This is a genomic window from Marinobacter sp. UBA2498, from assembly GCF_002341575.1.
Lineage (GTDB): Bacteria > Pseudomonadota > Gammaproteobacteria > Pseudomonadales > Oleiphilaceae > Marinobacter > Marinobacter manganoxydans.
Window position 1 is genome coordinate 21,056 of the sequence record NZ_DDOI01000048.1, and the last position, 8,133, is coordinate 29,188.

8 protein-coding genes and 2 pseudogenes are annotated in these 8,133 nt (G+C 57.4%); 3 read left to right on the forward strand and 7 right to left on the reverse strand.

Annotated features, from left to right (window positions below; all coding sequences use genetic code 11):
• From B2W52_RS05820 to B2W52_RS05830, 3 genes and pseudogenes are all read right to left on the reverse strand, one after another.
• The coding region (locus B2W52_RS05820) for a cation efflux transmembrane domain-containing protein (RefSeq protein ID WP_286801868.1) at positions 1-556 on the reverse strand (556 nt) is incomplete at its 3' end.
• An 86-nt stretch (positions 557-642) separates the two neighbouring features.
• Positions 643-1,101 carry a Cd(II)/Pb(II)-responsive transcriptional regulator gene (cadR, locus tag B2W52_RS05825; protein WP_273069441.1) on the reverse strand — a complete coding sequence of 153 codons (459 nt, stop codon included), beginning with the start codon at positions 1,099-1,101 and terminating at the stop codon, positions 643-645.
• Positions 1,098-2,315, reverse strand: a pseudogene (locus tag B2W52_RS05830) (ATP-binding protein); the annotation flags it as partial. The gene cadR and the pseudogene B2W52_RS05830, both read right to left, overlap by 4 nt.
• On the opposite strand from B2W52_RS05830, the pseudogene B2W52_RS05835 reads away from it, so the two are divergent.
• Positions 2,301-3,317, forward strand: a pseudogene (locus tag B2W52_RS05835) (multicopper oxidase domain-containing protein); the annotation flags it as partial. The pseudogenes B2W52_RS05830 and B2W52_RS05835 overlap by 15 nt on opposite strands.
• Positions 3,314-4,057 carry a copper resistance protein B gene (locus B2W52_RS05840; protein WP_053112969.1) on the forward strand — a complete coding sequence of 248 codons (744 nt, stop codon included), beginning with the start codon at positions 3,314-3,316 and terminating at the stop codon, positions 4,055-4,057. The pseudogene B2W52_RS05835 and the gene B2W52_RS05840, both read left to right, overlap by 4 nt.
• 49 nt (positions 4,058-4,106) lie before the next feature.
• Here B2W52_RS05840 and B2W52_RS05845 read toward each other — a convergent pair whose 3' ends face one another.
• Genes B2W52_RS05845 through B2W52_RS05855 form a run of 3 tightly spaced genes read right to left on the reverse strand, consistent with a single transcriptional unit; the run spans position 4,107 to position 5,978 of the window.
• Positions 4,107-4,802 carry an SPOR domain-containing protein gene (locus B2W52_RS05845; RefSeq protein ID WP_273069440.1) on the reverse strand — a complete coding sequence of 232 codons (696 nt, stop codon included), beginning with the start codon at positions 4,800-4,802 and terminating at the stop codon, positions 4,107-4,109.
• A 15-nt stretch (positions 4,803-4,817) separates the two neighbouring features.
• Entirely contained in the window at positions 4,818-5,555 is a 738-nt protein-coding gene (locus B2W52_RS05850) for a HupE/UreJ family protein (RefSeq protein WP_008175443.1), read from the reverse strand.
• 48 nt (positions 5,556-5,603) lie between these two features.
• Positions 5,604-5,978, reverse strand: a complete 375-nt coding sequence (locus B2W52_RS05855; protein WP_273069438.1) for a hypothetical protein — start codon at positions 5,976-5,978, stop codon at positions 5,604-5,606.
• A 273-nt stretch (positions 5,979-6,251) separates the two neighbouring features.
• Here B2W52_RS05855 and B2W52_RS05860 point away from each other — a divergent pair, with 273 nt between their 5' ends.
• Positions 6,252-6,779 carry a hypothetical protein gene (locus B2W52_RS05860; RefSeq protein WP_286801875.1) on the forward strand — a complete coding sequence of 176 codons (528 nt, stop codon included), beginning with the start codon at positions 6,252-6,254 and terminating at the stop codon, positions 6,777-6,779.
• A 14-nt stretch (positions 6,780-6,793) separates the two neighbouring features.
• Here the strand turns inward: B2W52_RS05860 and B2W52_RS05865 are convergent.
• Positions 6,794-8,133 (reverse strand): cryptochrome/deoxyribodipyrimidine photo-lyase family protein (locus B2W52_RS05865; protein ID WP_286801877.1); only part of this gene is annotated, 1,340 nt, incomplete at its 5' end.

Sequence of the window (8,133 nt, forward strand, 5' to 3'; positions counted from 1 at the left end):
TTATAGCCAGCGTGCCCATGATGGCGGCTACAATCAGGTCTGGCCAGGCTGTCCCGGTGCCGAACACACCAAGGGCGGCTACCATAACAGCGATGTTGCTGATGGCATCGTTGCGGCTGCATAGCCAGACAGACCGCATGTCGGAATCGCCTTCACGGAATTTGAACAGCATGGCGGCCACGCTCATGTTGGCAGCAAGCGCCAGCAGGCCGACGGCTCCCATGGTCAGGGGCTCCGGGGTAATGCCCGCCTGAACCACCCAGACGGCACGGGCCCATACCACCAGGCCAAACACTGTCATGGTGATGCCCTTGACCATGGCTGCGCGACCGCGCCAGAGCATACCCATGGAGAGGACCGTGAGAGACAGAACGTAGTTGGCGCTGTCGCCGAAGAAATCGATGGCATCCGCCATCAGAGAGACCGAGCCGGATGACAGGCTGGCGATGCCTTCCACCACGAACATGGCCAGGTTCACCCACAAGGCAATCCATAACGCTTTACGAAAGCCCGGGGCAGGGGATTTGGGTTCGGGGGCGGAGCAACTGCACGCCATAAAGACCTCCTTGGTTCAGATGATCTTATTGAAAACCCTGTAGTATCTACAGGGTCAACAGTTGCTGCAGAAATTTTTGAGATTCGTCAGTTCTGGCGAGTCCCATGGGTGCCGGCAACGTGGTTGTGGCGGTCTTCGGGCTCTGGAGTATCAAACTCCGTGCTAAGCCCGCCAAGAATGCCGCATTCGCGCACAGTGCGCCCATTGGTGCAGGCTTCCTGAAGCTGCTCGAGAGTTTCTTCAAGGCTCGCCAGCTCCTTCAGCCGTTCCCGCACGTGATTCAGATGGCGAGCCAGCAGGGCATCGACTTCGCTGCAATCTGCTTCCGGTTGCTCGGCCAGTCGGATCAGCTCGCGGATCTCGTCCTGGGCCATGTCCAGGTTGCGACAGCGTTTGATAAACAATAACCGGTCCAGATGGGCATTGCGGTAGGAACGGTAGCCACTGTTGTCCCTGTCCGGTTCCGGTAGCAAACCGATTTTTTCGTAGTAGCGGATGGTTTCAACAGGAATGGCCGTTGTCTTTGCAAGTTCACCGATTTTCACTGCCTTATCCCCCCGGTAGTACCCGGAAAATGGACCGTTGCCTTGAATCCTCCGGTCGGGCCGGAGCTGAAATTCAGGATACCACCATAGCGGTCTGCAATCTCCCGCACGATGGCCAGCCCCAGGCCATGCCCCGGCGTTTGTTCGTCCAGGCGCAGCCCGCGGGTGCCGAGGGTGTCCAGCGCGTCGGGAGGAATTCCGGGGCCATCGTCCTCAACGGTGATCGCAAATCCTTTCCCATCCTCTTGCAGACCAAGTTCCACGAACCTGGCGGACCACTTGCCGGCATTGTCCAGAAGGTTGCCCAGCACCTCGTTCAGGTCGTGCTCTTCGATGGGCCAGCGTCGTTCTTCGGTCAGTACGGTCGACATTTCAAAGGATTTTGCCGGATACAGCCGGCCGAGCATCCAGAGAAGGTCTCGGGCCTGCTTCAGAGGGTAGGCGCTTTTGCCGACCTGTGGACCCGCGAACCGGCTGCGCCGCATTTCTGCCTCAAGTTGTCTGTCGATATCATCGAGCCTGCCGGCCATTTGTTGTCTTAGGGTGTTGGGGAGGGGGCGGTCGGTATCTTCCAGAATCTGGCGAACGGCAGCGATGGGCGTTTTAACGCTGTGGGAGAGATTCGCCAGCGCATCCCGGGAGCGCTCCAGCCGCTGGTCCAATGAGTCGAGCAACTGGTTGAGCTGCAGTACAAGAGGTTGGAACTCCTCGGGGGCCCTGACATCAATCCGCGATATCTCGCCATCCTGCAGCCGCTTTAATGCGGCCTTGAGGCTTACTACGGGGCGCATGGACAGGTTGATACCCAGCCAGAGTGTGCCAACCAGCAGCAGGATCAGCAGCAGGGAAACAACGGCCGTCCAGGCGTGAAGCTCGGCCTGGCTCCGGCTCAAGGCACCAAGGTCTTCGGAAACGATCACCACGATGGGCTGGTCGTCCACGCGAAAGGACTTCCGGTAAGCAAGGATATCCGAGGGCGCCTCCGCAATTTCGGCGCCACTGACCCGCAGTGTACCTTCCTCGCCGGACTCCACCAGTGGCATCAACAGCGGTGCCCAATTCTCGGGGGAGATGATGGTCCGGGTGTCGGAATGGATAGCGAATGCGTGGTGAAAAACTTCCTGGAAATAATCACCGGTCTGTAGGGTGTCCAGCCGACCACTGGAATCGCGAATCTGGTGTTCCAGAAAAGCGACTTCGTCTTTGAGCCGGGTGAACGGATCCGTCTGCGCTTCATCAACTCTTCCGCCATGACCTATTTCGACGTTCGCATTCCCGGTCTGGAAATGACCGTGGTCCAGGCGGATGGCAACAATGTGCAGCCGGTGAACGTGGACGAGTTCCGCATTGGCGTGGCAGAAACCTACGATGTGATCGTTCGCATCACGGATAGGAAAGCCTACACCATCTTTGCCGAATTCATGGGCCGCTCGGGCTTTGCCAGGGGGACTCTTGCGCCGGAAGAGGGGATGACGGCAGAAGTGCCGGAACTTCGGGAGGCGCCATTGCTGACCATGGCCGATATGGCCGGGCATATGGATCATGGCGATATGAATCATGGAGACATGAGCAAAGACGCCATGGGCGGCATGAACGACGACGGCATGGACAGTGGTGAAATGGCCGGGATGGATCACAGTGCCATGGGCCATGGCAGTATGGGCGGGAGCGATGGAGCTTCCATGCCGGAAGATCCCTTTTATGCCAGTGGCAGCGGGTTGATGCCCACCGCCAGCAATGGTGGAAAGTTCCTGTCCTATGCCGATCTCAGGGCACAGAACCCGTTGTACGACCACCGCGAGCCAACCCGCGAGATTGAATTGCGCCTTACTGGCAACATGGAGCGCTATGAGTGGAGCATCAACGGCATCAAGTATGAGGATGCCGACCCCATCGTCCTGCAGTATGGCGAGCGGGTCCGCTTCAAATTCGTCAACGAAACCATGATGACCCACCCCATGCACCTGCACGGTATGTGGTCGATCCTTGATGTGGGCGAGGGCAAATGGAACCCCCTGAAGCACGTGATCAGCGTGGCGCCAGCCACCACTGTCTATATGGAAACGGAGGTGGATGCACCGGGTGAGTGGGCGTTCCATTGCCATCTTTCCTACCACGCCGCCTCCGGCATGTTCCGCAAGATCGTGGTTGAAGGTGGCCCGGACAGCACCGTTGCCGAGGGTAAGCCAAGCGGCACACAGGGAGGTGAATCATGAGTCGGTTAACAGCCTCCATGTGCGGCCTGACTCTGGCCGTGACTGCAATGTCCACACCAGCGATTGCCCAGGACGATCCGGCCAAAAAGACCCAGACCGCCAAGAGCTTCTGGGGTGTGTCTGCGGAGAAGTTTGAGTACCGGTATAGCGATTCGGACGAGGAGCTGGCGGTTATTGAAGGCGATGCCTTTTATGGCACCGATGAACTGAAATTCCGCTGGTTGTTCGAGGGCGAGTGGGAAGAGGGTCACAATGCCTGGGAAACCCTGGAAAACCAGTTTGTTGCCCAGACTCCGGTGGATGATTTCTGGGATGCCAAGGCCGGAATCCGCATAGATACCCCGGAAGGTCCGGACCGGGTCTATGGCGTGCTTGGGGTCACCGGGCTGGCACCCTACTGGTTCGAGGTAGACACCAACCTTTATGTCAGCGATGAAGGCGACGCCTCGGCGGACTTTGAGGCGGAATACGAGTTGTTGGTCACCAACTTCTGGATCCTGTCGGCTTCGTTCGAGACTCTTGTGGCGTTTTCAGAGGATCGGGAGATTGGTGTCGGCAAGGGGCTCAATTCCACCGAGTGGGGGCTGAGGCTGAGTTATGACCTGATTGACCGGGCCTTCTCGCCCTATGTGGGCGTGGTACACGAGCGCAAGTACGGCGACACTGCTGATCTGGCAGAAGCCGGGGGCGGAAGCACAGAAGACTGGTTTGCCGTGATTGGCGCGCGAATCGCCTTCTGATCTTTCGGATAGCGTGCCGGGGCAGAACCCACCCCGGCACATTCGCGCCTCAGAGCACTTTCTTCAACTGGCCATAGTCTCCGCCAGTGCGCAGTACCAGAGTGATGTTATTGTCGTTACGGTTCCGGAAAAACCACCCGTGGTCGCCGGTAAAGGCGGCCTCAAGCTCTCCTTCATCTTCAGGAACACCTCGGCCCTTCTCGTAAGAGATGGATTGGCCGCTACCGTTGCCGTGGGTGTCGTAGTTGATAGGGCCGCCTTCAGACGCCCAGGAGTATCGGGCCACAGCCCCTTCCTCCATAGTGAGTTTGAATTCGGTTCCCTCGCCCGGCGTCAGCACCACGCGTACTTCATCCTGCCATTGCGGTTCGACAGCTACTGGTTCAGCCGCGGGCTCTGGTTTCGCAGCCGTGATCTCTGCTTCGGGCGCAGAGACCGATTCATCTGAAGGCTCGGCCATGACAGGCTCCGCGACTTCCTGAGGCCCTTGTGCAGACGACGATTGAACGGCAACCATCTCGGCCTCCGCGTCGGCGGCGGCTTCCTCGGCCAGCTGTTCCTTGATTTCACCCATTTCGGTCAAGCCCAGCAGTCGTCCGGCTCCGGTCGGATCGAGCGCGTACTCCGCGGGCATCACAACGGTAACCAGCAGTATCAGCGCCACGATGGCCGCAACAATGGTTGATCGAATCAGTTTGGCGGTACTTGGCAGTTCTTCTCGATTAGGTATGTCAGTGTTGTACATAAAGGTTCTCCAGAATCAGGCGACGAAATAACCGGTAAGCTGATAGCCGAATAGCAGGAAGCCTGCACTCATCATGGCCACATTCGCGGTGTAGGCGTGACGGAAAAAGCCGTCGGTTTTGCGCCAGAAATTGATGGCAATCAGGATCATGGCCAGGGCAATGAGCTGTCCGATTTCCACGCCTACATTGAAGGCGAGAAGATTCGGAATCAGCCCGTCCGGCGAGATGTCGTACTCAAGGATCTTGGTGGACAACCCGAAGCCGTGGAAAAAACCGAAGATGAGCGTGGCGGCTTTGGTGTTGGGCTGAAAGCCAAACCAGCGCTGATAGGCGCCGATATTGTCCAGTGCCTTGTACACGATCGACAGGCCGATAATCGCATCGATGATGTAGCTATTGATGCCGACGTTGAAGTACACGCCCAGCAGCATTGTGGTGGAATGCCCCAGGGCAAACAGGCTCACGTAGATAGCGATGTGCTGCATGCGGTACAGGAAGAAAATGACCCCCAGCAGAAAGAGCAGGTGGTCGTAACCGGTGACCATGTGTTTGGCACCGAGGTAGGTAAAAGCAATCAGGTTTATGCCGGTAATCTCCTGAATGTATCCCTTGTCGCCCTGGGCGACGGCATGGGCCAACGCATCCGCGCTGAGACCGAGCAGGCCCAGTGTCAGGAATATCCAGAAAAAACGATTTCCGCCGGCAGCAACCCGCGCCCAAGGGCGAGGTTTGCCAAGCAAAGTTGACAGCATAGTAACTCCGTAGAATGGGTTTTCGTTCAGCTGCTAAGGCAGCATTGCTCAGATAAACGTGCAGAGCTTTGGCGGGCGGTCGAGCCGGTAACGAAAACTGCGGGGATTCTCTCCAGCAAAGGGAACAGGGCGCCGGAGTGAAGGTGTCAGGTTGGAGAATACCGGCATTTTCAACCGGTCTGCGGACTCGTGGGAGTGGTTGCCAGAGTCATGATGAGAGTGGCGGTCTTGATGGTCTTGCACGCTGTGGCTGTGATGATCATGACTGTGGCCGTGATGGCCTTCGTGCAGGATGTTGGCTTCAGTCAGCTCCGGTACTCCATGGGATAACGTTTCTCCCATGACTGAGAAGGTCATGCCGATGAGCGCAATCAGCATGACAATAATCGGTATTCTTTTTTTACGGTTAACGGCCGTAATCATAAGAACCAGCTTCTGAACTCAAGCTCCGTAAGTGCGTTAATCCGCAATGGGGCGATGCAATGGTTGGTAACGAGAGAATACCATTCCCAGCCAGTTTTTAAGGAATTAAAACAATGAAATGTGATTGCTCTTAAACGTTTGCGGTTCAACTGGATGACCCAGATCAATCTGTATGCTGTTAACCACTCTTGATGGATACTTTTCAGTTTCAATTCAGTTTCATGGTCTTTACTCATGGTGATGCACATTGTTGCAGCCAATAAGGAGGATCTCATGAACAGATTAAGTCGTTTCGTTGCCTGTTCCGTGTTCGTCGCCTTGCCTGCCTTTGCTTTTGCTCAGGGCAACTCAGGGCAAATGCCAGGTGCTGGCATGATGAACCAGGAACAAGTGCAGCAGATGAATGAAAATATGGCGCGCATGCAGGCCATGATGCAGGAAATGCGAAACGCCAACTCCAACGCTGAACGCCAGAGACTGCGCCAGCAACACATGGAGTACATGCAGGAGCACATGCAGATGATGCGTGGCGGCATGATGGGCCCCGGGATGATGGGCCAGGGCATGATGGGCAATGGTCAGGGAATGATGGGTAATGGCCAGGGCATGATGAACAACCAGGGCATGATGAACAATCACGGCCAGGGTAAAAAGCAGTCTGGCCATGCCCAGGGCAACCGTTCTGGTGGTCCGGGGATGGACAACGAGCAGCGCCTGGAAATGATGGAAAACCGGATGAACCAGATGCAGATGATGATGGAGCAAATGCTGGAGCATCAGCGGCAACTGAACCGCAACTGATGCGGGTAAGCGGTCTAGTCGAACAGTGACAGCTGATCGGATTGCTGCTTCGATGGCACGCGGGGGCGTTTCTGAACAGGTCCCTTGCGACTGCCGTGTCGTAGCAGCACCCGATCTGTTTCTGTCTTGCTGACCTGCTGCTTGCGAAAGTCGCCAACCGCCTTACGGGCAACCCGGGCCGCCTGTTCATGAGCGCACACCGGCGAGATGTAGGTGTTGCCGCCGTAACGCTCTTTCTGGGCCGGTGTCATCAGCCATGGGGTGTGGATCATTTCACTGGGAACGCCAGCCAGCTCGGGAATCCAACGCCGGATGAACTCGCCATCGGGGTCCAGTTTCTGGCTTTGCAGCACCGGGTTGTAAATTCGCAGAGCGTTGATGCCGGTCAGGCCCGACTGCATCTGGGTCTGGGAGTAGTGAATGCCCGGCTCGAAATCGGTAAACATCCGGGCAAGATGAAGGGCGGGATCGCGCCAGTGTAGCCATAGCTGATAGCTGGCAATTGCCATCAGCATGGCCCGCATCCGGAAGTTGATCCAGCCCGAATGGGTCAGTGCACGCATGCTGGCGTCCACCAGGGGCCAACCGGTCTGACCTTCCTGCCAGCGCTGTAGCCGCTCGGAATCATTGGGTCCGGTTTTCAGCGCTTCCATTTCCCGGTGCATGGCCCGGAACTCCAGTTCAGGCTCGTCTTCCAGTTTCTGGATGAAATGGCAGTGCCAGTGTAATCGCGAGCGGAAGCTCGTCAGGCTTTTCTTTTTTCGGGGCAGGGTGTTGCGGTGATTGCCGGTTGCCTTGGCCCCCTGGTAGATCTCTCGCAGGCTGACGGTGCCGTAGGCAATATGCGGACTCAGGCGCGAGCAGGCCCTGACTGCGGTGTTCGGGCTGGAGATGTTGTACTGGTAGCCGACGCAGCGACGGTCGAGGAAAGAGGTGAGTAGTTTTTCGCCTCGGGTGCTTCCTCCGGCCTGACGGTCCGGGCAGCTATCAGGCAGTGTGAAGTCCCGGCTGTCGTAGCCACTGGCATCGCCCTCGATGCCTTTCATTTCCGGTATTCTTGCTGGGGCCTCTAGCAACGGCTGACGCATCAGCTCGGTCCAGGCTCTGTCCCAGACATTCCGGTCGCCCAAGCGGCGAACCACACCGAACTGGTTCCACTCGCGGAATTCCACCTGGTTTTCCGAGCACCAGCCAATGACTGCCTTGTCTCGCTCGAAGGTCCAGTGCCCGCCGGTTTCCTGGTGGCAGAACACGCGTTTGACGTCTTGCCTGGCCTGAAGCTGTTTCAGCGTATCAATCACCGACCCTCTCATCACCAGGAGCCGGCTGCCGGCCTTTCGCAACTGCCGGTCAA